The organism is Streptomyces sp. NPDC001480 (assembly GCF_042894725.1).
Lineage (GTDB): Bacteria > Actinomycetota > Actinomycetes > Streptomycetales > Streptomycetaceae > Streptomyces.
In genome coordinates, this window is the sequence record NZ_JBIAVX010000005.1 from 319,092 (window position 1) to 341,678 (window position 22,587).

Sequence of the window (22,587 nt, forward strand, 5' to 3'; positions counted from 1 at the left end):
TGGGAGGGGGAGTGCCGGTTTTGTGTGGAAATGCTGCGGATTTGCGGGTGATTCGCCAGGTTTACGGATTCAGGCCCCCGCGAACGCCCGGTGAACGGGTGCCCGCAGAGGCCTGAATTCCTAAACGCTAATTGGCGGCAATTATTACACGCCGTCCTGGCGGTCCAGCACCGAGGCCAGCGCCTGCTCGAAGCCGGAGGCCTTGGCGGCGCCCGCCGTCGGGTCCTGCTGGCGGACGTCGATGACGTGCCCGGTCAGCTCCGACAGCAGCACGTCCAGCGAGGTGCGGGCCACCGCCTCGGAGGAGAGCAGGCTGCCCGCGGGCTCCTGACCGAAGGCCTTGGTCCGCATCGGGGTGGCGGTGCGCTCGGGGTTGATGCAGTTGACGCGGATGCCGTCGCCGGCCCACTCGTCGGACAGCGCCTGGGTGAGGTTCACCATGGCGGCCTTGGTGGAGGAGTACAGGCTGTACTCGGCGCGGCCGCGGGTGTAGCTGCTGGAGGTGTAGAGCAGCAGCTGGCCCTTGGTCTCCGACAGGTACTTGTAGGAGGAGCGCGCGATCTGCACGGGGGCGAGGTAGTTGACCTTCAGCGCCTCCTCGATGGTGGCGTTGTCGGTCTCGGCGAGCTTGCCTATGCGCAGCACGCCCGCGGTGTTGACGACGTAGTCGATCCGGCCGGTCTCCGCGTACGCCTTGGACAGCGCGTCGTCGACCTCCTCCGGGTTCTCCACGTGCGTGCCGGTGGTGGAGCGGCCCAGCGCGTAGACCGTGGCGCCGTAGGACTCGGCGAGTTCGGAGATGTCCTTGCCGATGCCGTACGAGCCGCCGAAGACGACGATGGTCTTGCCGGTGAGCAGCTCGCGGTAGGCCTCGTCGCCGTTCTGCTCGGGCGCGGCGGTGGAGGCGAGCTGGAAGAGCTTGTCGGCGATGAAGACGTCGACCGGCTGGGTCACCTTCATGTTGTACTCGTCACCCGCGACGACGTGGATCGGCACGTCCGGCAGGTACTTGAGCACGACGGAGCAGTCGTCGGTGGCCTGGAAGTTGGGGTCGCCGGCCGCGACCTCGTAGGCCCGGCGGATCGTGGACAGCTTGAAGGCCTGCGGGGTCTGGCCGCGGCGCAGCCGGGAGCGGTCCGGGATCTCGGTGATGAACTCGCCGTCCTGGCCGTGGGTGCGCGTCACGATGATGGTGTCCGCGGACGGGATGGCCACGTCCACGGCCTCGAAACGCTCCAGCGCGGCCACGCAGTCGTCGATGACGCGCTGCGACAGCAGGGGGCGGACGGCGTCGTGGAAGAGGACGTTGACGTCCTCGCCCTCGCCCAGGCCCTCGCCGAGGGCGTCGATGGCGCGCTCGGTGGTCTCGTTCCGCGTCGAGCCGCCCTCGATGATCTTCTTGACCTTGGTGAACCCGGCCTTGGCGACGATCTTCTCGACGTCGGGGACGTAGCCCGGCGCCATCAGCACGATGATGTCGTCGATCGAGTCGGCGTTCTCGAAGGTGGTCAGAGTGTGCTCGATGACTGCCTTGCCGGCGATCTTCAGCAGCTGCTTGGGGATCGACAGACCCACCCGCTGACCGGTGCCACCGGCCAGGATCACTGCGGTGGTACGGGGCTTGGCTATGTGCTGTGACACAGGTGACCTACCTTGGGGCGACAGGGAACGCGGAAATGCTCCCACTTCGGGTAACCGCAGTGCAAGGTGAGTGACCGCCATCGCATATGTGCACGCAACCTCTCATTCACCTTGCCCCGCTGGTGACGGACGATGCCCTCTTTGTCAGTTCCGCGGAATTGCTGTGAGTAACTCCACAGGCCTCGCGGGACGCGTTCAGCGCCGGCGCAGCCTCTTCAGGCAGCGGTGTCCGAGCACCCGGACGAGTTCCTTCGACGGCGTCTGGTGAACACCGCGCGCCTGAGCGGGCCGAGCGGGCACGGAGGCGGCCGCGGCGAGCGCGCCGTACAGCGCCTGAGCGGCCACCTCGGGAGCGATACGGGCCGCGCCGGGCACCGGCTCGGTCTGCTCCGGCGCGGCGGACAGCAGCCCCGGGTCGCCGAGGACCCGGACACCCGTCGCCGCGATCCGCTCCGCCATTTCGGCTCCGATCGCGGCGGCGGCCTCCAGGGCCCATCGGGGCGTGGCGATCCGCACGTCCCGGGCGGTGGGACTGCACGCGTTCTTCATATGCATCACCGCGCCGTTGCGGACGAGCCTGGAATACAGCTCGTCGGGCAGTCCATTGCCCCGGAATTCGACATCAAGATTCCGCAGCATTTCGGTCTCGGCGAGGGTAAGGGACCGATTCGCGGTGTCCGGAACCGGCCGCAGAAGACCGTCGGGCAGGCCGAGCAGCGCCTCGAAGGTGCGCAGCAGGCCGCCCCGGTCCCGGTCGTCGACCACGACGACGGTGACCCGCTCCGGCCCGGTCACCCGGGACCAGCGCTCCACGAGCCGGTCGTGCCCGTGCCGGTGCCAGAAGCTGGGATTGGGCTTCTCGTACGGGGCCTTGCGGAGCATGTGGTCCAGCCAGTCCTCGTAGCCCATGCGCAGCCCGTTCTGCACGTACTGCTGCCATTGCGAGGGCATGATCTTCGCCAGCGGGCGCACGGTGACGAGGATGTGCACCCGGTCGCCGCCCAGTTGCCCGACGATCCGCCGGGCGGTGGCGCCGTCGGGGGCGTCGGCGAAGAACTCGCTGCTCACCACGGAGGTGTGCCCGCCGGTGGCACGGACCTGTGCCAGCAGGCGGGTCCAGTGCCCGTCGGTGGGGGCGGTGTCGCCCATCATCGCGGGCCGGGCGCTGGCGGCGAGCGCGGCCTCCATGGGGTGCCTGCTGTGCGCCGGGAACTCGACGCCGTACCGGGGCAGCGTCTCCTTCGCGGCGAACAGGGCGCCCTGGATGGCGGTCGTGCCGGTCTTGTGCGGGCCGATGTGCAGCAGGCGGGTGCCGTTCGGCAGTGGCTGGGGGGTCGTACAGTCCGTCTCCATGGTCAACGGAAGGTAAGAGGCTTACCTGAGACTTACCTTGGAGCGCCGTGGGACTCCGGTGAGTTCCACGGCGCTTCGACGGACCGTCAGACCACCCGCACGCCCGGGTCGTCCGATTCCACCCGCAGCGTGGCCAGCGTGCTCGCGGTCGCCTGCTGCTTGAGCACCGTGTCCACGACCCGGACCCGCGCGTCGATGCCGTCGCGGCGGATGTCGAAGAGGTGGTAGCCGCGGTGGGCGTCGATGACCTTCCAGTGCGGGTTGTCAGCCATCAGCGGGTCCCACTGGGCGTGGAAGGCGGCCTGGTCCTGGTCGCCGCTGCTGGAGATGGAGGTGCCGACGAACTCGGCGCCGACGACGTCGGAGTCGGGGTCGGCGAAGTCCTCCTTGAGGTCGCTGATCATGGTCAGGTGCCGGTCGCCGCTGAGCACGACCGGGTTGCGGATGTCGGTGAACTCCTTCAGGAACGCGTTGCGTTCGGCCTGGTAGCCGTCCCAGGCGTCGTAGTACCAGAGCTTGCCCTCGCCGAGCTGGAGATCGGTCTCGGCCATCATGATCTGCGAGGCGATGATGTTCCAGCGCGCCGGGGAGTCCTTGAGCCCGTCGAGCAGCCACGCCTTCTGGTCCGGGCCGAGCATGGTCATCGACGGGTCCTGGGCACCGGCCTGGCTGGTGGCCTGGTCGCTGCGGAACTGCCGGGTGTCCAGGACGTTGAGCCGGGCCAGGCGGCCGAACTCCAGGCGCCGGTACATCTGGATGTGCGGGCCGTCGGGGATCGCGGTGGCGCGCACCGGCATGTGCTCGTAGTACGCCTGGAAGGCCGCGGTCAGCCGGGCCACGAACGCGTCGTGCGACTGCTTGTCGGGGTCCTGCGGGATCTCCCCGGCCCAGTCGTTGTCGACCTCGTGGTCGTCGAAGGTGACCACCCAGGGGGCGTTCGCGTGCATCGCGGCGAGGTCGGGGTCGCCGCGGTACTGGGCGTAGCGGTTGCGGTACTGCTCCAGGGTGTACGGCTCGCCCTTGCCCTCGTGCTTGCGCACGGCGGTCGAGGAGGGCGAGGACTCGTAGATGTAGTCGCCGACGAAGAGCACGAAGTCGGGGTCCTGGGCGAGCATGTCGGCGTACGGGGTGAAGTAGCCGTGCTGCCAGTTCTGGCAGGAGGCCAGCGCGACGCGCAGCGAGCCGCCCTTGCGGTGCGGGTGGGGGGCGGTGCGGGTGCGGCCGGTGGGCGAGATCTGGCCGTCGGTGCGGAAGCGGTACCAGTACGTGCGGTCGTGGCGCAGGCCGCGTACGTCCACGTGAACGCTGTGCCCGTACTCGGGCCGGGCCTGGGCGACGCCTTTGCGCGCGGTCTTTCTGAAGCGTTCGTCCTCGGCGAGCTCCCACTCCACCGGAACCACGCCGTCGGGCATGCCACCGCCGTTCAGCGGGTCGGGGGCGAGCCGGGTCCACAGCACGATGCCGTCCGGCAGCGGGTCGCCGGAGGCTACGCCGAGGCTGAACACGCCGTCGGGCAGCTTGGTCTCGGCCGCCCGCGCGGTGCCCGGCAGCCAGAGTTGGGCGGAGGCAGCGGCGCCTAATACGGCGGCACCGGCGGTCAGAAAGCGGCGTCGGTCGGGCGTTGCTCCGGTCATGCGCTAACTCCCTTGCCACAGTGGCCTCTTGAACACTCGGAAGCTCCCACGGCGGGACGGTCCGCCCGCTGAACGGGAACCTTCGCGTGCATGACAAATGGGTAGACAACAGAAGACCCGTCGCGGCACGGGAACCACATGACGAACGTGATCTTGCCGCAACGGGTCTTACCGAAGGTCAACCCGAATGACTGTGTGTGCTACTGGGTGTCAGGAGACATTCTGGGGTGGGTTGTTCAGCAGGTGAAGCCCGATCCAAGCCGTGCTCCGGAGGCGGTGGGGCGGTCGCGGTGGGGGCCGGCGCCCGCCTCACTTCACTCGAAGGGGTGGAAGTCGTCGAACTCCTGGAAGGCCTCGTCGCGCTCCGCCTGCCGGTCCCGGCGCCGCTGGACCGCGGGACGCTGCTCCTCGAACCGGTGGTCCTCGCCACGCCGGCCGAGCATCTCCGCGCCCGCCATCACCGACGGCTCCCAGTCGAAGACGACCGCGTTCTCCTCGGGACCGATGGCCACGCCGTCGCCGGAGCGGGCGCCCGCCTTCATCAACTCGTCCTCGACACCGAGGCGGTTGAGCCGGTCGGCGAGGTAGCCGACGGCCTCGTCGTTGTTGAAGTCGGTCTGCCGGATCCAGCGTTCGGGCTTCTCGCCACGCACCCGGAACAGCGGCTGCCCGTCGGCCTCCTCGCGGGTCACCGTGAAGCCCGCGTCGTCCACGGCCTTCGGCCGGATCACGATCCGGGTCGCCTCTTCCTTCGGCTTCGCGGCTCGCGCCCTGCCGACCAGCTCACCGAGCGCGTACGTCAGTTCCTTCAGGCCGATGTGCGCCACCGCCGACACCTCGAAGACGCGGTATCCGCGGGCCTGAAGGTCCGGCCGCACCATCTCGGCGAGGTCCTTGCCGTCGGGCACGTCGACCTTGTTCAGCACGACGATCCGGGGACGGTTGTCGAGGCCGCCGTACTCACGCAGCTCCGCCTCGATGATGTCGAGGTCGGACAGCGGGTCGCGGTCGGACTCCAGGGTCGCCGTGTCCAGCACGTGCACCAGCACGCTGCACCGCTCCACGTGCCGCAGGAACTCCAGGCCCAGGCCCTTGCCCTGGCTGGCACCCGGGATCAGGCCGGGCACGTCGGCGATGGTGTACACGGTCGAACCGGCCGTGACCACACCCAGGTTGGGCACGAGGGTGGTGAACGGGTAGTCGGCGATCTTCGGCTTCGCCGCGCTCAGTACCGAGATCAGCGAGGACTTGCCCGCGCTCGGGTAGCCGACCAGCGCCACGTCGGCGACCGTCTTCAGCTCCAGGACGATGTCCTGGAGGTCGCCCGGCACGCCGAGCAGCGCGAACCCGGGGGCCTTGCGGCGGGCGGAGGCCAGCGCCGCGTTGCCGAGGCCGCCCCGGCCGCCCTGCGCGGCGACGTACGACGTGCCCTGTCCGACCAGGTCGGCGAGGACGTTGCCCGCCTTGTCGAGGACGACCGTGCCGTCCGGCACCGGCAGGACGAGGTCCTGCCCGTCCTTGCCGGAACGGTTGCCGCCCTCGCCGGGCTTGCCGTTGGTCGCCTTGCGGTGCGGCGAGTGGTGGTAGTCGAGAAGGGTCGTCACCGACTGGTCGACGGTCAGGATGACGTCGCCGCCCCGGCCGCCGTTGCCGCCGTCGGGGCCGCCGAGCGGCTTGAACTTCTCACGGTGGACGGAGGCACAGCCGTGACCTCCGTTACCCGCGGCGACATGCAGCTCGACGCGGTCCACGAAGGTGGTCATGGTTCGGTGCCTCCAGATACGTGCGGGGTATTGCCTATGTCAACACGCGAAAGGCGGACCCGCCTTCCCGACCGGGAAGTGAGGTCCGCCTCGCGAAACGTTCGGTCTGAGCGGTAGCTCAGGCGACCGGAACGATGTTCACGACCTTGCGGCCACGGTGGCTGCCGAACTCCACCGCACCGGCCTGGAGCGCGAACAGCGTGTCGTCGCCGCCACGGCCGACGCCGGCGCCCGGGTGGAAGTGGGTGCCGCGCTGGCGGACCAGGATCTCACCCGCGTTGACGACCTGACCGCCGAAGCGCTTCACGCCGAGCCGCTGGGCGTTGGAGTCGCGACCGTTCCGAGTGGACGATGCGCCCTTCTTGTGTGCCATCTGTTCTCAGTCCCTTACTTCGCAGCCGTGGGGATCTCAGTGACCTTGATCGCCGTGTACTGCTGGCGGTGGCCCTGACGACGGCGGTAGCCGGTCTTGTTCTTGTAGCGAAGGATGTCGATCTTGACGCCCTTGTGGTGGTCCACGACCTCGGCCTGGACCTTGATGCCGGCCAGCACCCACGGGTCGCTGGTCACAGCGTCGCCGTCGACAACGAGCAGGGTCGAGAGCTCGACCGTGTCGCCAACCTTGGCAGTGGAAATCTTGTCAACCTCAACGATGTCGCCGACAGCAACCTTGTGCTGGCGACCACCGCTGCGCACGATGGCGTACACGCGGATCTCACTCTCTCGCTCGGGGAACGGCACCCCCGCAGTCCAGCCGCCCGGCACGCGGGCGGCCTCTCCGGAGCACCCGGTGCTCCGGAGGAAGAGGTTTACGGGGATGTGGCGCGTCCATATCCACGGAACACGCCGAGGGTCAAGGTTACGGGGCCACGGTCGAAGGGGTCAAACCGGGCCGGGCCCCGCCGCTGTGCGGCCGGTCACGTGGACCGGCCGCACAGCGTGCCGACCTTGCCGGGTCAGCCCTCGTCGGTGGCGGCGGAGACCGTGGTCTTCTTCGCCGTCGACTTGGCGGCGGCCGTCTTGGCGGTCTTCGCCGCCTTCTTGGCCGTCGTCTTCTTGGCGGCCGTCTTCTTGGCCGCGGTCTTCTTCGCCGTGGTCGCCTTGGTGGCGGCCTTCTTCGCGGTGGCCTTCTTGGCGGCCTTGCGGGCCGTCTTCTTGGCCGGCGCGGCCTCCTCGGGCTCCCCGTCGGCTGCCGGAGCCTCGGTGGGCGCCTCGGCCGACGGGACGACCACGACGGCCGCCTCCTCGGACGCGGTGGGCGCGGTGGCCTTGCGCACGGCACGGCGGCGCGGACGGGCCGGGGCGGCGCTCTCGGCGGGCGCCTCCTCGACTGCGGCCTCGGGCTGTGCCACCGGGGTCTCGGCGGCGGGCGCCGCCGGCTCGGTGATCGTCACCACGGCCGTCTCGGTCCCCGCGGGGGAACCGGCCGGGGCCGACACCTTGCGGGTCGCCCGGCGGCGCGTACGTCCCTTGGGCGCGGCCTCCTCGGCGGCCGGGGCGGGAGCCTCGGCCTCCGTAACCGGCACGACCGGGTCCTCGACGGCGACGGGCTCGGCCTGCGCCTCGGCGGCCGGCTCCGGCAGCACCGGACGCTCGGTCTCCGTCGCCACGGAGACGTCCTGGGCGGTCGGGGCCTCGGCGACCTCGGCCTCCGCCTTGGCAGCCTCCTGCTTCCGGGCCTCCGCCCTCGGCGCGCCGGCCGGAGCCGACGCCCGCCGGCTCGCCCGGCGCCGCGAACGGCCACGGGTGGCGGCGGCCTCGGCCTCGGCGACGCTGCTGTACAGCTCCTCGTCCGGGGCGAAGTCGGGGGCGGGCAGCGCCACCGGCTCGGCGATCTCCGCCGCGACCTCCGCCACGGCCTCGACCTCGGCCTCCTCCTCGGCGGTCTCGGCGACCCCCGAGGCCACGGACACGGTCTCCTGTTCGGTCACCTGGCCGTCGCCGCCGCGCCCGCGCTTCTTGCGCTTGCCGCCGCCCCCGGTGGAGGTCGGCTGCTCCATGTGCACGATGACACCGCGGCCGTTGCAGTGGACGCAGGTCTCGGAGAAGGACTCCAGCAGGCCCTGGCCGACCCGCTTGCGGGTCATCTGGACCAGGCCCAGCGAGGTGACCTCGGCGACCTGGTGCTTCGTACGGTCCCGGCCCAGGCACTCCAGCAGGCGCCGCAGCACCAGGTCCCGGTTGGACTCCAGCACCATGTCGATGAAGTCGATCACGATGATGCCGCCGAGGTCGCGCAGCCTGAGCTGGCGGACGATCTCCTCGGCCGCCTCCAGGTTGTTCCTGGTGACCGTCTCCTCGAGGTTGCCGCCCTGACCGGTGAACTTGCCGGTGTTGACGTCGACGACGACCATCGCCTCGGTCCGGTCGATCACCAGCGAACCGCCGCTGGGCAGCCAGACCTTGCGGTCCAGGGCCTTGGCGAGCTGCTCGTCGATCCGGTACGTGGCGAAGACGTCGACCTCGGAGGTCCACTTCGACAGCCGTTCGGCCAGGTCGGGGGCGACGTGCGAGACGTAGCCGTGGATGGTCTCCCAGGCGTCCTCGCCGCTGACGACGACCTTGGTGAAGTCCTCGTTGAAGATGTCGCGGACGACCCGGACGGTCATGTCCGGCTCGCCGTACAGCAGCGTCGGGGCGTTGCCGTTCTTGGCCTTCTTCTGGATGTCCTCCCACTGCGCCTGGAGCCGCTCGACGTCACGGCGCAGTTCGTCCTCGCTCGCGCCCTCGGCGGCGGTGCGCACGATGACGCCCGCGTCCTCGGGGACGATCTTCTTGAGGATGGTCTTCAGCCGGGCGCGCTCGGTGTCGGGCAGCTTGCGGCTGATGCCTGTCATCGAGCCCTCGGGGACGTACACGAGGTAGCGGCCCGGGAGGGAGACCTGGCTGGTCAGGCGGGCGCCCTTGTGGCCGATCGGGTCCTTCGTCACCTGGACGAGGACCGACTGGCCGGACTTCAGGGCGGACTCGATGCGGCGCGGGCCGTTCGCCATGCCCAGCGCCTCGAAGTTGACCTCACCGGCGTACAGGACCGCGTTGCGGCCCTTGCCGATGTCGATGAAGGCGGCCTCCATCGACGGCAGCACGTTCTGGACCTTGCCCAGGTAGACGTTGCCGACGTACGAGGTCGACTGCTCCTTGTTGACGTAGTGCTCGACGAGCACGCCGTCCTCCAGGACGCCGATCTGCGTGCGGTCGCCGTTCTGGCGGACGACCATCACGCGCTCGACGGCCTCGCGGCGGGCCAGGAACTCGGCCTCGGTGATGATCGGGACGCGGCGGCGGCCCTGCTCGCGGCCTTCCCGGCGGCGCTGCTTCTTGGCCTCCAGACGGGTCGAGCCCTTGATGGACTGCACCTCGTCGGACGGCTCGGCGGCCTTGCGGGGCTCGCGGACCTTGACGACCGTGCGCTCCGGGTCGCCCTCGCCGGGCTCGGTGTCGGTGCCGCTGTCACCGGCGCGACGACGGCGACGGCGGCGGCGACGGCTGGAGCTGGAGCCGCCGGAGTCCTCGGAACGAGCGTCCTCGGCGTCCTCTTCCTCCTGCTCCGCGGTGTCCTCGGCGTCCTGCTCCGCCTGCTCGGCGGCGAGCTCGTCGGAATCGGCGTCCGCACCGGCCTCGCCGTCCACGGCGTCACCGCGACGGCGGCGGCGGCCACCGCGGCGGCGGCGACGGCGCGAACCGGTGTCCTCGCCGTCGTCGGCCTCGTCGGTGTCCTCGCCCTCGGCGAGGTCCTCGGCGGACTCCGCCGGTTCCTCGGCCTCCTCGGCTTCCTCGGCCTCGTCGGCGGTGGTCTCCTCGGCCCGGGCCTCGGCCTCCTCGCCGTACCCGGCACCCCGGCGGCGCCGGCGGCGACGCGAGCCGGTCTGCTCCTCGGGGAGCTCCTCGACCGCTTCGACCGCTTCGACCGCCTCGGCCTCGTCGGTCCCGGCCGCCTCGGCGGCCGCCGCGGCGGCGGCGCGCTCCGGGGTCTGGAACCTCGGCTCGGTGAACACGGGCGCCTGGAACACGGCCACGGCGGGCCGGGCCGGGCGGCGCGGTGCCTCGGCCTCGCGCTCCGCGGCCTGCTGGGCGGCGGCCTGCGCGGGCTCGGCGAATCCGGTCGCGGCCTGCCGCACGACCCGACGGCGGCGGCGCGGGGCGGCGGCCTCGGCGGGGGCCTGCTGGGCCTCGGCGGGCTGTGCGGGCTCGGCGGGCTCTGCGGGCTCGGCGGGCTCTGCGGGCTTCTCGGTCACCGCGGCAGCCTCTTCGGTCACAGCGGTCTCTTCCGTCACCGCGGTACCGGCCGGCGCGGTCACACGGCGCGTGGCACGGCGGCGGGTACGGCGCGGAGCGGCCTCCTCCGCGGCCTCCTCGGCCTCGACGGCGGGCGCCTCGGGAGCCGCTACCGGAGCCTCGGCGGCGGTCTCGGCGGGAGCGGCCTCCGGGGCCGCAGCGGTCCCGGTGGCCTCCTCGGCCGCGCTCGGCGCACCGGCGGGCGCGGCGGCCCGACGGGTCGCGCGGCGACGCGGACGAGCGGGCGCGGCCTCCTCCACGACGGCCGGAGCCTCGGTGGCCTGGGCCTCGGCGGCGGGCGCCTCGGCGGTCTCCACCTCGGCGGTCTCCGCCGGAGCGGGCGCGGCCGCGGGGGCGGACACGCGGCGCGTGGCACGGCGGCGGGTGCGGGCCGGAGCGGCCTCCTGCGCGGCCTGCTCGTCGGCCTCGACGGCGGCGGGGGCCTCGGCCTCGGCGGCAGCCGGGGCGGCGGTGGCCGGTACGACCGTCTCGGCGGCCTCGGTGGACGCCGGGGAACCGGCGGGCGCGGCGGCCCGACGGGTCGCGCGGCGACGCGGACGAGCGGGCGCGGCCTCCTCCACGGCGGCCGGAGCCTCGGCGGCGGGCGCCTCGGTGGTCTCCACCTCGGCGGCCGTCTTCTCCTCGACCTCGTCGACGTCGGCGGCCGGTATGGCCGGCGCGGTGACCTCGGCCGGGGTCTCGGCCCCGGCGGGCGGGCCCGCGGGGCGGGAAGCGGCACGGCGCCGGCGACGCGGCGGCAGGGTGTCGCTGGGGGTGTTGAGTTCGGAACCCTCAGTGGGTTCGGTCGGCTCGAGCATGCGGGCGTTTCTCCCGTCAGGCCCCCGGGCGCCGCGCCTGGTCCGGCGTCGATCTCGTCGACCACCGTTGACGTCCGCGGCTCGCGCGGTGCGCGGTGCCGCCGTTCGCGGCGCGGTCGCCGCACGGGAGCTCTTCGTGTCCTGTCTCGCCGGTTCCGTACGCCTTGTTTTGTACGGCCTGGCGAAAGTCTTGTGGTCGGTGCGCTGCCCGACCCAGGTGGCTCCCGAGTACGAGGGCGGCGCTACGACGTCCGTCCTTACGCGGAACCTTCCGTCGCCGGCGTCGTCGCGGCGGCAGCGGGAACGGCCGTTGTGAGGGCCTCCGCCGCCTCGCGGTCGGGCGCGAGCGGGTCGGTCACCGTGCCGGTCTCTTCATCGAGCAGCCCCTGCGCCAGCCTGGTCACCGCTGCGGGGACCGGCGGCGCCAGGTCGGCCACGGCGCGGAGACCGGACAGGACGTCGTCGGGTCGTACGGCAGGCGTCACGTGCCGAACAACCAGCCGCAGTATCGCACAGGGCTGGTCGGTCGGCCTATCGGCCTGCTGACTCTGTGTTGTCAGATTCTCCTGGCTCTCCAGGCTCACGACCGCGGGTCGAGCGTCGAAGGTACGGACGCCGTTCTTGGTCATGCGCTGGACCTCGACGGCGCCGGCCCCGTTGAAGGCCGTCACCGCCCGCTCGGCGTCGGCCGGGTCGACGCCGTCCAGCCTGAGCTCCCACACGGAAGCCGTCAGCCGGTCGGCGAGTCCCGATGTCCGTGCCTCGACCGCGTCGACGATGTCGAGCCCGCTGGGCAGCGACTCGTCGAGGAGGTCCCGCAGCGGTCCCGGGTCGCGGTGCTCGGTGAGCGCGATCTCCAGGTACTCCGCCTCACTGCCCGTGCCGGTGGGTGCGGCATTGGCGTACGACACCTTCGGGTGCGGCGTGAACCCCGCCGAGTACGCCATCGGCACCTCGGCACGGCGCAGCGCCCGCTCGAAGGCGCGCTGGAAGTCACGGTGGCTGGTGAACCGGAGGCGGCCGCGCTTGGTGTAGCGCAGTCGGATGCGCTGCACCGCGGGTGCGGGCGGCGGGCCTTCGGGCTGTCGCTTGCCCAGTGTTCTAGTCCTTCGTGAGAGCGGTGGTACTGCTACCAAGAGTACGTGTCTCCGGCGCCATGAGTTCCCGCCGGTCCACCGGACCGGGCCGCCGGGGTTCGCCGAACAGCGCCCGGCGGACGTCGGCACGCGCCTGCCGGACGGTCTCCCGGGCGGCGGCCAGCGCCTGCCGTCCGGCCCGTCCCACGGCCCGCGCGGCCTCGGCGACGGGCCTCAGCAGCAGGTCCCGCACGACGTGCCCGACCGGGGTGAGGAGGGTCCGGTACACCCATCGCGCCGGCTCCACGAACATCCACCGGAAGAGGGTCCCGAGGACCCGCCCGACGGCGCGCGAGACGTACCCGGCGATCCGCCAGGCGTGCCCGAGCGCCGCCCCGATCTCCCGCCCGACGACGGCGAGTACCCGGCCGGCCGGCACGAGCAACCAGCGCCACAGGACGAGCGCGGGCAGGACCAGCAGGACGCGGGCGATCCGGTACAGGACGGTGCCGATGCCGGTGGCGGCCATGCGCAGCAGCCACGCCAGGGCCTGCCCGACCGGCCTGAGCACCCACATCAGGGCGTGCCCGACCGGGGTGAGCACGCGCGCGTACACCCATGCCAGGGCGTGTCCCAGGGGTGTGAGGAGATACCGGTACAGCCACCCCAGCGGCACCACGACCAGCCCGTACAGCAGCCATCCGATCGCCCGGCCGGCCGGCGCCAGTGCGTACCGCCACAGGAACCGCCCGGTCGCCGCCAGCGCGTCCCAGGCCATCCGCACCGGCACGACCAGGACGAGCACGACGATCCTGAGCGGGATCCGCAGCGCGACGACGAGGCAGCCCTCGGCGCGCTCGGGCGGGGGCGGCGGCTGGTGCGGGTCCGTACCGGCCATCAGCCGACGACCTGGACGGTCGTTCCCTTCGTGGCGAAGTCCCACATCGCCTTGCCGTCCGCCGCACGCTCCCGTACGGCGCCGGTGCGCAGGCTCGGGTCGGGCGAAGGCGAGGAGCCGTCCACGGCGTTGGAGAAGGCGTTGGAGGTCCCGAAGTACACGGCGTTCTCTATCTGCACGCCGTCGCTGCCGACCCCGGTCTCACGCCGGAACGTCACGGGGAACGCGCCCTTGGCCGGTGTCACCGTCCCCGGCCAGACGGCGAAGGTCCGCTGGGACTTCCCGTCGGCTCCGACCAGCCACACCCGCTTCTGTCCCAGGGAGTACACCACCCGGCGCCCCGTCCCGGAGCCGGCGGGCACCTCGTACCGCGGGGTCTTGGGCGCGGCGGAGTGGGACGCCTTCGCGCTCGGCTCGGGAGCGGCACCGCCGGCCAGTCCCCCGTCCGGGATCTCCTTGCGGGCCTGGAGGGACAGCACGAACACTATGGCCAGTGCCCCCACCAACAGCCCGGTTATCCAGGCACCCGCGGGCACTTTACGCCTCGACACTGGACCAGTCTCCCCACACGCCCCTTGCGGACCTCCCCGACGTCGGCCCTCCGTGTCCGTAGATTATCCGTGCGATGACGCGTTCCGGGCTGCCTCACCCGTGCCGGGTGAGGCGCCCCGGCTCTTGACGTGCGCAAGCTAGGTCGGAGGAGGAGCAAAGGAGACAGATCATGACCGCGACACACCATGCCCGCCCGGAACCGGCCAAGCAGCACTGGGCAGTCGGTCTGATGATGTTCGCCGCCGTCATGCTGGCGATCGTCGGCATGCTCGACATCTTCCGCGGCATCATGGGCATCGCCCACGACAACGTCTTCCTGACGACGTCCGGATACGTCTTCCAGTACGACCTGACCGGCTGGGGCTGGGTCCACCTCATTCTCGGGGCGGTCGCGTTCGTGGTCAGCCTGGGTCTGTTCCAGGTGGCGACATGGGCGCGGGTCGCCGGCGTGGTGATCGCCGGATTCCTCATCATCGCCAACTTCCTCTCCCTGCCCTACTACCCGGTGTGGTCCGTCCTGGCGATCGCCATCTCCGGATTCGTCATCTGGGCGCTGTGCGTGGTGCGGGACGAGAGGCGCCCGGCCGTGTGACGGGAACGGGTGACGCGAAGCGGTTCGACGTGCGACGGGAGCGGCGCGGGTGGACGCCCGCGGCCTGGGCCCGGCTGGCGCTCCTCGCCCTGCTGGGCAGTGTGTTCGTGCTGTTCGTCACCGCCGGGCTGCGCAGCCTGCTCTGGGTGCTGATCGCCGCGGCGGGCGTGGCCGTGACGGCCGCCGGGCTCTGGTGGGCCCTGGCCCACTTCGGAGTCGTCCGGGCCGTCGGTGTCCTCCTGGTGGTGCTCGTCCCGCTCGCGGTCCTGGCCCTGTTCGCCGCGCACGACATGCTCTGGCCGGCCTTCGTCTCCCTGGGCCTGTGGGTGCTGGCGCTCGCGGCGGCCCGGATCGCGACGACCCCCGCGGACCGCGCCGCCGGGCCCGGCGGTGAGCCCAGGCCGGTGGCGGCCCCGCGGCATCCGTGGGTCGTGATGAACCCGCGCTCCGGCGGGGGCAAGGTCGACCGCTTCCACCTGGCCGAGAAGGCGAGGGCGGCGGGCGCCCGCGTCGTCCTGCTGGATCCGGCGCACCACCAGGACGTGGCGGACCTGGCCCGGCGTGCGGTGGCCGAGGGAGCCGACCTGCTGGCCGTGGCCGGCGGGGACGGCACGCAGGCGCTGGTCGCCGAGGTCGCGGCCGGGCACGACGTCCCCTTCATGGTGATCCCGGCGGGGACCCGCAACCACTTCGCCCTCGATCTGGGTCTGGACCGCGACGACCCGGCCGCCGCCCTGGAGGCGTTCACCGACGCCGTCGAGTTCCGCGTCGACCTGGGGTTCGCAGCCGACCGGGTGTTCGTCAACAACGCCTCCTTCGGGACCTACGCGGTCGTGGTGGGCGATCCCGGCTACCGGGACGCGAAACTGCGCATGACGCTCCAGGCGCTGCCCGGTCTCCTCACCGGCCCTGAAGCGCCACGGCTGCGGATGCGTGCCGGACAGACGCACGCCGAGGGCCTCCAGGCCGTGCTCGTCAGCAACAACCCCTACCGGCCCGTCGTGGACTCGGCGCATCCCGGGCTGCGGGAACGCCTCGACTCCGGACGGCTGGGTGTACTGGGTGTACGCGTCGACAACTCCGCCCAGGCCGCCCGGCTCCCGGCCCGGCTGATGGGCAGGGCCCGGCGGTCACCGGCCGTGACCCGGCTGACCGCCCGCGAAGTGGTCGTCGGGTCCGACGGGGACACCGTCGCGGCCGGCATCGACGGGGAGTCCGTCGTACTGCCCGCTCCGGTGGTCTGCCGGGTTACCCCCGGAGCGCTGCGGGTCCGTGTCCCGCGTCACCGGCCGGGAACACCGCCGAACAGGCCCCCGGCGGACTGGCGGCGAGTGGTGCGCCTGGCACTGGCCCGGCCCGGCCGGCCGCGGGTTTCCCTCTGACCGGGCGGCGTCACCGGGCGGTGTCACCTGTGGTGCAGCACGGCCGGTCCGCCGTTCCAGCGGGCGAGGAACTTCCCGAGCTCCCACAGCGCCAGCAGCGCCAGCGCCGGCACCAGCGTCCAGGCGAACTCCCGCAGGTTCAGCTCGGTCGTTCCGAGCAGCCGGCGGAAGGCGTCCATCTGGGTGACCAGCACCGCGAGGACGAACTCGACGAACATGGCCCGGTTCATCTGCTTGCTGTCGAAGCTTGCGGTGGTGAGCACGGTGTCCGTCTCGCTGCGGCACTCCAGCGCGGCCACGATGAGGCAGAGCGCGAAGGACGTGAACGCCATCGACTGGCCGACGGCGACGCTGTCGAAGCGCGACTCGCCCAGCTTGATCAGCAGGAGCAGCCCGATGGTGATCACCAGCCCGGAGAGCCCGACCGTCAGCACCACTCCCCTGGTCAGCACGGGCATGCCGCGTGGGCGCGGCCGACGTTCCATGAGGCCGGGGCTCTGCCGGTCGAAGCCGAGCGCGAAGCCGAAGGCCGCGTTGACGAAGAAGTGGATCCACAGCACCTGTGCCGGGGTGAAGGGTTCCCCGGCGGCGATGTCGAACAGCGACGCGCCGAGGAACGTCAGCACGAAGACGACGAGAAGGACGAGGACGAACCGGATGTACTTGGTGAGGTTGTCGTAGATCTTGCGGCCCTGCTCGACGGCGAAGACGATCGTGGCGAAGTTGTCGTCGGCCAGCACCATGCGCCCGGCGTTCTTGGCGACCTCGGTGCCGGACCCCATGGCGATCCCGACGTCGGCCGCCTTGATCGCCGGGGCGTCGTTGACGCCGTCGCCGGTCATGGCCACCACATGGCCCTTCTTCCGCAGGGTGTCGGCGAGCAGCACCTTGTGCTCGGGGGCGACGCGGCCGACGACCCCGATGCCGTCGATCCGGTCGAGCCGCTCGCTCTCCGGCAGCGCGGCGAAGTCCGCGCCGAGCATGGACTCCCCCTCGATGCCCAGCTGCCGGGCGATGGCGGCGCCGGTGACGACGTCGTCGCCGGTGACCATGCGCACCCTGACGTGCGCGGCCTGCGCGTCCGCCACCGCGGTGCGCGACTCGGGCCGCGGCGGGTCGACCATCCCGACCAGGCTCGTCATCTGCAGTTCGGTGACGTAGCCGAGCAGGTCGCCCGCGGGGTCGAACGTCGCGGGGTCGAGGTCGCGTTGCGCGGCGGCCATCACCCGCAGGCCCTCCCTGCCCATGCGCTCGACGTGCTCCTGCGCCCTGCCTCGCAGGCCGGCGTCCCACGGGACGGCATCACCTCCCGACAGTGCGGTGGTGGCCCGCGCCATCATGGCGGGCGCCGCCCCCTTCACGAAGCAGCGCACGACGGGGCGGCCCGCGGCGTCCGTGGCCGCGTTGAAGGTGGCCATCAGCTTGTACGAGGGGTCGAAGGGCAGGGTGGCCAGGCGCGGCAGCCGGTCCCGGGTGGCGTCGATGTCCACTCCGGCCTTGTGGCCGAGCACCAGCAGCGCGCCCTCCGTGGGATCGCCGACGACCTCGCCGTTCACCAGCCTCGCGTCGTTGGCCACGAGGTAGGGCAGGATCGCGCTCTCCATGTCCGGTGCGCTGCCGACGGCGTGATGGACCTTGCCCTGGAGGTCGTACCCGGTGCCGGAGACGGTGTAGCGATCACCGGGGTCCACCACCTCCACGGCCGTCATCTGGTTCATCGTGAGCGTGCCGGTCTTGTCGGAGTTGATGGCCGAGGTGAACCCCAGCGCCTCCACCGACGGCAGGTCCTTCACGATCGCCTCGCGCCGGGCCAGGTCGACGGCGCCGATGGACAGGATCGTCTGCGTCACGGTGGGCAGGGCCTCCGGGATGGCGGCGATGGCCAGCGACACGGCGGTCACGAACAGGGCGTCCCAGGCCGTGCCCCGGCTGCGCCCCAGGACGAACATCACGATCATCGTCAGCCCGGCCGTCGCCGTGATCCACAGGGTGAGCCGGTCCATCTCCTGGGCCAGCGGTGAGGCCTCGCGCGGCGTGGCCGACAGCATCCCGGAGATGCGGCCGAGTTCGGTACCGGAGCCGGTGGCCGTGACGATCACCGTTCCGCTGCCGTGGGTGACCGGCGTGTTCATGAACGCCATGTTCCGGCGGTCCCCGGGCGCCAGGTCGGTCCCGGGCAGCGTCCCCGACTCCTTCGCCGCGGGCACGCTCTCACCGGTCAGCGCCGACTCGTCGATCTGGAGGGCGTTGGCGGTGACGATCCGGCCGTCGGCCGGCACCTCGTCCCCCGCCGCGAGCAGCACCACATCGCCGGCGACGACCTCCTCGGCCGGGATCTCGGACTCCGTCCCGTCCCTGCGCACCCGGGCGGTCGCCTTCATCATCGACTTGAGCGCGTTCATGGCGCTCTCCGCCTTGCCCTCCTGCCGCATCCCGACGACCGCGTTGAGGACCGTCAGTACGAGCAGCAGCACGCCGGTGCTCCACTCCCTGATCACCAGGGAGACCACGGCGGCGCTCACCAGGACCAACTGCATGTAGCTGCGGTACTGGGCCAGATAGCGGCGCCAGCCCGGCACGGGTTTCTCCTCGGGCAGGGCGTTCGGCCCGTCCGCCCGCAGCCGCTCCGCCGCCCGTGCCGCGGGCAGCCCCACGGCCGGATCCACCCCGAACGCGGCGGCCACCTCTTCGGGCGCAAGCGCGTACCACACTCGCCCGTCCGTGGCCCGCTCCTGCGGGGCGTCTGTCCGCGCAGTCATGGCTTGTTCTTCTTGTTCTTGTCGTTCTTGTTTTTCTTCTTTGTCTTCTCCTCGGGTCCTGCGAGGTCTTTTCGGATTTCTGCCAGTTCGCGGCGGGTCTGCTCACTGACCTGCGGATACTGGGGGTCGATGTCGATCAGCGTGTGCACCAGCACGGCGGCCGCGCACAGTCGCGCGAACCATTTCCGGTCGGCCGGTATCACGTACCAGGGCGCCCACTCGGTGCTGGTGGCCGACAGCATCTGCGAGAACGCCCGCTGGTAGTCGTCCCACCGGGCGCGCTCGCGGACGTCCGCCGGCGAGAACTTCCAGTTCCGCTCGGGCACGTCGATGCGCTTGAGGAAACGGACCCGCTGTTCTTCCTTCGACAGGTTCAGGAACAGCTTCACGACCCTGAAACCGTTGTCGGTCAGATAGCGCTCCCAGTCGTTGATCTCCCGGTAGCGCCGCTCCCAGACGTCCGGGCCGCGCGCCGCGCCGGGCAGCTTCTGGCGCCGGAGGTTCTCGGGGTGCACCCGCACCACCAGGACCTCTTCGTAATGGGACCGGTTGAAGATGCCTATCTCTCCGCGCCGGGGCAGGTGACGGGAGTAGCGCCACAGGTAGTCGTGGTCGAGTTCCTCCTCCGAGGGCACCTTGAAGCTCGCCACCCGCACCCCCTGCGGATTGACCCCGCTCATCACATGGCGGATGGTCCCGTCCTTGCCGCCGGCGTCCAGTGCCTGGAGGCACACCAGCACGCCGTAGACGTCCTGCGCGGCCAGCCGCTGCTGGTAGTCGGCCAGCAGTTCGATGCCGCCGCGGAGCAACTCGACGCCGTCCTTCTTCTTGCTGATGCCCGCCTTGTACGCGGGGTCGAAGTCGTCCGGCAGACGCACCTCGGTTCCGGGTCGGACCCTCAGCGGGCTGACGAACTGCGCTATGCGCTCGGCTCTCACGTCGGCCATCGCCCCTTCGTCCCTTCGTCGCCCCCGGCCCCCCGGCACCACGGCCACGCCTCCGTTCCAAGGTTCGGCCTGGTCAGCGGGGGCGGCATCACCCTCCGCGGGTGGTTCGCGCCGCCGGCCGTCACGGCAGCAGGTCCTGCTCGGTCCAGATCGTCTTGCCGGTGGGGGTGTAGCGCGTGCCCCAGTGGTGAGTCATCTGGGCGATGATGAACAGTCCCCGGCCGCCCTCGTCGTCGTTCGCGGCGTGCCGCAGATTGGGCGTGGTGTGACCGGTGTCGGAGACCTCGCAGATCAGGGTGCGGTCGCGGATCAGACGTACCTGGATCGGGCCGCCGACGTAGCGGATGGCGTTGGTGACCAGTTCGCTGACGATGAGCTCGCTGGTGAACGCCATCTCGTCCAGGTCCCAGTCGCCGAGCTGCTTGCTGACGGCGCCGCGGATGGTGGCGACCGCGGCCGGGTCCGGGGACAGTTCCCACTGGGCGAACTGGTTGCGGTTGAGCAGGCGTGTGCGGGCCACGAGCAGCGTCGCGTCCTCGTCCACGGGCCCGGGCAGCAGGGTGGTCACCGCCCGGTCGCACAGTTCTTCCAGGGAGCCGTGGCCGTCGGCGAGGATGTCCGCCAGCTGCGCGAGCCCCGCGTCGCGGCCGTCCGTCGCCTGGAGGAGGCCGCCCGTGAAGAGCGCGACGAGACTGCCCGACGGGAGCTGGAGTTCCGTGCTCTGGTAGGGCGCGCCGCCGACTCCCAGCGGCGGTCCCGGCGGCAGTTCCGGATAGTCGACGACACCCGTGCGCGGGTCGACGACCGCCAGCACCGACTCCCCGGCCCGCGCCAGGCTGCAGCTGCCCGACACGGGGTCGTACACCGCGTACAGACAGGTCACGTCGACGGCCGAGACGGCCCGCGACCTCAGGCGGCCCGGGCCGTGGCCGTTCCCGCGCTCGTGCGCGGTCTGCTCGGCCAGGTCGTCGAGGCGGGACAGCAGCTCGTCCGGGCTCAGGTCCAGCCGGGCCAGGACCCGCACCCCCGTACGCAGGCTCCCCATGGTGGCCGCGGCGCGCAGCCCGTGACCGAGCACGTCGCCGACGACCAGGCCGACCCGGGTGCCCGACAGCGGGATGACGTCGTACCAGTCGCCGCCCACCCCGGACCCGCTGTCGGCGGGCAGGTAGCGGCTGGCCGAGTCGAGGGCGGTGTGCTGCGGCAGACGGCGGGGAAGCAGGCCCCGCTGGAGTTTGAGCGCCACGGTGTGGCCCCGGGTGACCAACGGCAGCAGCAGGAGACCGAGCAGCAGGGCGCCCAGGCCGATGACGGTGACCCCGCCGGTCGGTCCGATCAGCGGCAGGTCGACGCTGGTCGCGCCGTATCCGGGGGCCGCGTAGACGTACGTGGCGTACAGGAACAGGCAGAGCATGATCACCGCGCCCACCCCGGGCAGCACACCCTTGAACACGAGGTCCTTGGTGCTGTGGGTGAGGACCTTGCGGTGGTACCAGAGGCAGGCGAACCCGGTCAGCCCGTACTGGAAGGTGATCGCGAGACCGACCGAGTCGATCGAGTCGGCCAGCACGTTCCCGCTGAAGGAGGACAACAGGACGAGGAAGGCGATCGAGACCGCTCCCATGCCGATGGTCGACCAGGTCGGGGTGAGGAACCTGCGGTGGACCCGGGCGAACCGGGAGGGAACGGCCTTGTGCACCGCCATGGAGAAGACGGTCCTGGCCAGGGGCAGGATGGTCGTCTGGGTGGAGGCCAGCGCCGAGGTCAGCACCATCAGGATCAGCAGTCTCGAAAGGACGAGCCCTGTGTCGTGGCTCCCGAAGACGGCCTCGCCCAGTCCGGAGAACACATCGCCGGAGTGGACGGCGTTGCCCAGCCCGATGCCCGCGGGGCCGACTCCGGCGAAGGCCTGCGCCGAGGTGGCCACCAGCGCGTACATGACCAGGAGCAGCACGGTGGACATGACCGCCGCGCGCCCCGGGATGCGGGTGCTGTCGACGGTCTCCTCGTTGATCGAGACGGCGGTGTCCCAGCCCCAGTAGATGAAGACTCCCGCCAGGAGGCCCGACGTGAGGCCCTTCACGGAGGACACCTCGAAGGGGTTGAACCAGGAGGCGGAGACATGGATCGCCGTCGGCGGAGGATCGGTGTAGACCCTGACCAGCGCGGCGACGGCGAACAGGACCAGCATCCCCACTTCCAGGCACAGCAGCCAGCGCTGGACGGCGGCGGAGAACTCGATGCCCACGTAGCAGACCGTGGTCATCACGGCGATCCATACGATGCCCGCCACGGTGGTCCACAGCCGGTCCTCCGCCAGTCCGTCCAGGCCCACCAGCCGGAAGCTGTAGGCACCGGCGATCTCGGCGAGGCTCGCCATGACGATGACGTTGGCGACGATGATGCCCCAGCCGCCCATCCATCCGGTGCGGGGACCGAAGGCGCGGGTGGCCCAGGTGAAGGTGGTCCCGCAGTCCGCGTTGCTCGCGTTGAGCTCCCGGAAGGCGTACGCGATCAGCAGCATCGGCACGAACGACAGCATGGTGACGATCGGGGACTGGAGGCCGACCGCCGCCACGATGAGCCCCAGCGTCGCGGCGAGACTGTAGGCGGGGGCGGTGGACGCCACACCGATGACCACCGAGGAGAACATGCCCAGGGCGTCGTTCTTGAGCCCCTTCCGGCCGGCCCCCGTCCCGGGAGCGGGGCGGCCGGCGGACACGACGCCGCCAAAGTGCCTCACACTTGATTCCAACGCCGGGCCGCTCTCCTCCGCAACAGAAGCGGCGGCCGCCGGCGGGCCGGACGATCACCGTCACGGCGGAACCCCGGGGGGCGGGCCGAGGCGGACGCGCCGCCCCTGACGTGCTGCGGAACGCCTGGTCCCGCACGCTGGG

The 22,587-nt window shown here is 71.5% G+C and carries 15 protein-coding genes; 2 read left to right on the forward strand and 13 right to left on the reverse strand.

All coding sequences use genetic code 11. The annotated features are described in order from the left end of the window. Positions 1–144: 144 nt before the first annotated feature. The 10 genes from ACFY01_RS14365 to ACFY01_RS14410 all read right to left on the reverse strand — a co-directional run bounded on the left by ACFY01_RS14365 (position 145) and on the right by ACFY01_RS14410 (position 14,009). Complete coding sequence (locus ACFY01_RS14365; RefSeq protein WP_390736020.1) at positions 145–1,641, reverse strand: D-ribitol-5-phosphate cytidylyltransferase; 1,497 nt, start codon at positions 1,639–1,641, stop codon at positions 145–147. Between the two features lie 195 nt (positions 1,642–1,836). Next, the gene (locus ACFY01_RS14370; RefSeq protein ID WP_390736021.1) at positions 1,837–2,994 is read right to left on the reverse strand and encodes a hypothetical protein; all 1,158 of its coding nucleotides are present in this window, start codon (positions 2,992–2,994) and stop codon (positions 1,837–1,839) included. Positions 2,995–3,080: 86 nt separating this feature from the next. Then, on the reverse strand, positions 3,081–4,628 hold the full coding sequence (locus tag ACFY01_RS14375) for an alkaline phosphatase D family protein (protein ID WP_390736022.1): 1,548 nt from the start codon (positions 4,626–4,628) through the stop codon (positions 3,081–3,083). A gap of 314 nt (positions 4,629–4,942) precedes the next feature. After that, positions 4,943–6,391 carry a GTPase ObgE gene (gene obgE / locus ACFY01_RS14380; RefSeq protein ID WP_390736023.1) on the reverse strand — a complete coding sequence of 483 codons (1,449 nt, stop codon included), beginning with the start codon at positions 6,389–6,391 and terminating at the stop codon, positions 4,943–4,945. A 118-nt stretch (positions 6,392–6,509) separates the two neighbouring features. Continuing rightward, entirely contained in the window at positions 6,510–6,764 is a 255-nt protein-coding gene (rpmA, locus tag ACFY01_RS14385) for a 50S ribosomal protein L27 (RefSeq protein ID WP_061922958.1), read from the reverse strand. A gap of 14 nt (positions 6,765–6,778) precedes the next feature. Then, positions 6,779–7,099, reverse strand: coding sequence for a 50S ribosomal protein L21 (rplU, locus tag ACFY01_RS14390; RefSeq protein ID WP_099928855.1), 321 nt, complete (start codon positions 7,097–7,099; stop codon positions 6,779–6,781). Positions 7,100–7,347: 248 nt separating this feature from the next. Beyond that, positions 7,348–11,484, reverse strand: a complete 4,137-nt coding sequence (locus tag ACFY01_RS14395; RefSeq protein ID WP_390736024.1) for a ribonuclease E/G — start codon at positions 11,482–11,484, stop codon at positions 7,348–7,350. 257 nt (positions 11,485–11,741) lie between these two features. Next, positions 11,742–12,539, reverse strand: a complete 798-nt coding sequence (locus tag ACFY01_RS14400; protein WP_390736025.1) for a TIGR03936 family radical SAM-associated protein — start codon at positions 12,537–12,539, stop codon at positions 11,742–11,744. Between the two features lie 46 nt (positions 12,540–12,585). Beyond that, entirely contained in the window at positions 12,586–13,458 is an 873-nt protein-coding gene (locus ACFY01_RS14405) for a hypothetical protein (protein ID WP_390736026.1), read from the reverse strand. Then, positions 13,458–14,009, reverse strand: coding sequence for a hypothetical protein (locus ACFY01_RS14410; protein WP_390736027.1), 552 nt, complete (start codon positions 14,007–14,009; stop codon positions 13,458–13,460). The genes ACFY01_RS14405 and ACFY01_RS14410 overlap by 1 nt, the downstream gene beginning before the upstream one ends. A gap of 170 nt (positions 14,010–14,179) precedes the next feature. Between ACFY01_RS14410 and ACFY01_RS14415 the strand changes: the two genes are divergently transcribed. Both ACFY01_RS14415 and ACFY01_RS14420 read left to right on the forward strand, forming a co-directional pair. Then, complete coding sequence (locus ACFY01_RS14415) at positions 14,180–14,602, forward strand: hypothetical protein (RefSeq protein WP_390736028.1); 423 nt, start codon at positions 14,180–14,182, stop codon at positions 14,600–14,602. Between the two features lie 29 nt (positions 14,603–14,631). Then, complete coding sequence (locus tag ACFY01_RS14420) at positions 14,632–15,984, forward strand: diacylglycerol/lipid kinase family protein (RefSeq protein ID WP_390736223.1); 1,353 nt, start codon at positions 14,632–14,634, stop codon at positions 15,982–15,984. A gap of 23 nt (positions 15,985–16,007) precedes the next feature. On the opposite strand, the gene ACFY01_RS14425 is transcribed toward ACFY01_RS14420, so the two are convergent. The 3 genes from ACFY01_RS14425 to ACFY01_RS14435 form a co-directional block, all read right to left on the reverse strand. Then, positions 16,008–18,743: a cation-translocating P-type ATPase gene (locus tag ACFY01_RS14425; RefSeq protein WP_390736029.1), complete on the reverse strand. Its 2,736-nt coding sequence runs from the start codon at positions 18,741–18,743 to the stop codon at positions 16,008–16,010. Continuing rightward, the gene (locus ACFY01_RS14430; RefSeq protein ID WP_390736030.1) at positions 18,740–19,690 is read right to left on the reverse strand and encodes a polyphosphate kinase 2 family protein; all 951 of its coding nucleotides are present in this window, start codon (positions 19,688–19,690) and stop codon (positions 18,740–18,742) included. Before ACFY01_RS14430 ends, ACFY01_RS14425 begins: the two co-directional genes overlap by 4 nt. A 121-nt stretch (positions 19,691–19,811) precedes the next feature. Beyond that, entirely contained in the window at positions 19,812–22,433 is a 2,622-nt protein-coding gene (locus tag ACFY01_RS14435; RefSeq protein ID WP_390736031.1) for an amino acid permease, read from the reverse strand. Positions 22,434–22,587 lie beyond the last annotated feature (154 nt).

Coding starts and splice junctions, on each gene's coding strand:
- ACFY01_RS14370 (WP_390736021.1), bottom strand. CDS start 2,994: ATGGAGACGGACTGTACGACCCCCCAGCCACTGCCGAACGGCACCCGC.
- ACFY01_RS14375 (WP_390736022.1), bottom strand. CDS start 4,628: ATGACCGGAGCAACGCCCGACCGACGCCGCTTTCTGACCGCCGGTGCC.
- obgE (WP_390736023.1), bottom strand. CDS start 6,391: ATGACCACCTTCGTGGACCGCGTCGAGCTGCATGTCGCCGCGGGTAAC.
- rpmA (WP_061922958.1), bottom strand. CDS start 6,764: ATGGCACACAAGAAGGGCGCATCGTCCACTCGGAACGGTCGCGACTCC.
- ACFY01_RS14395 (WP_390736024.1), bottom strand. CDS start 11,484: ATGCTCGAGCCGACCGAACCCACTGAGGGTTCCGAACTCAACACCCCC.
- ACFY01_RS14405 (WP_390736026.1), bottom strand. CDS start 13,458: ATGGCCGGTACGGACCCGCACCAGCCGCCGCCCCCGCCCGAGCGCGCC.
- ACFY01_RS14415 (WP_390736028.1), top strand. CDS start 14,180: ATGACCGCGACACACCATGCCCGCCCGGAACCGGCCAAGCAGCACTGG.
- ACFY01_RS14425 (WP_390736029.1), bottom strand. CDS start 18,743: ATGACTGCGCGGACAGACGCCCCGCAGGAGCGGGCCACGGACGGGCGA.
- ACFY01_RS14430 (WP_390736030.1), bottom strand. CDS start 19,690: ATGGCCGACGTGAGAGCCGAGCGCATAGCGCAGTTCGTCAGCCCGCTG.